Source organism: Staphylococcus sp. EG-SA-2 (assembly GCF_017152085.1).
In genome coordinates, this window is record NZ_JACYHC010001292.1 from 1 (window position 1) to 606 (window position 606).

A 606-nucleotide genomic window follows, 5' to 3' on the forward strand; every position below is an offset into this window, starting at 1 on the left:
TTAAAGGTAAGCAGCACTTTAAAACAATTCGTTTTATTAATACAGTTTGTAAAAGTATTCTCTTAGTACTAATAGCTAGTGTAATGATAGAAAATACTAGTGTTATTAAAGATTTGAATAAAATAAAGGAAACTGAGAAATATTGGAATGTATTAGATGATTATTACACGATTGAATTTGCACCTTATCACGAAACGAAACAAAGTTTGATTGATAATATGCTGCGATCAGAACAATTAGTAAAGGCTAGTGAAGCAGAAAATAATGCGATTTTATTCAAACCAAAGGGTGACTCCGTTGACAATGACAACTTTTCGCCTGATGAGGGGAATGTAATATTAGTAAATAATCAGTTCTGGTCGATTTATTACAAGCAGTTTCAACCTGATATTCCGATAAAAAATCAAAAAAATAATGTCGAAGTAATTATTCCACAAAAGTTTCATGCAATGCGTAATGAAATCAATCAAGCATATCATTCATGGTTTGAATTTGTACAAAATAAAAATAATAAAGAGAATAAGTTATCTATACAGTTTATCAACAAAAATGATTATCGAATTTTTTCATTTGATGCACGAGATAGTCGCCATTTGTCATTTATAG

At 28.9% G+C, this 606-nt stretch carries 1 pseudogene; it reads left to right on the plus strand.

Features of this window, described 5'->3' with window-relative positions:
- Positions 1–606, plus strand: a pseudogene (locus IDG60_RS28345) (bacteriocin-associated integral membrane family protein); the annotation flags it as partial.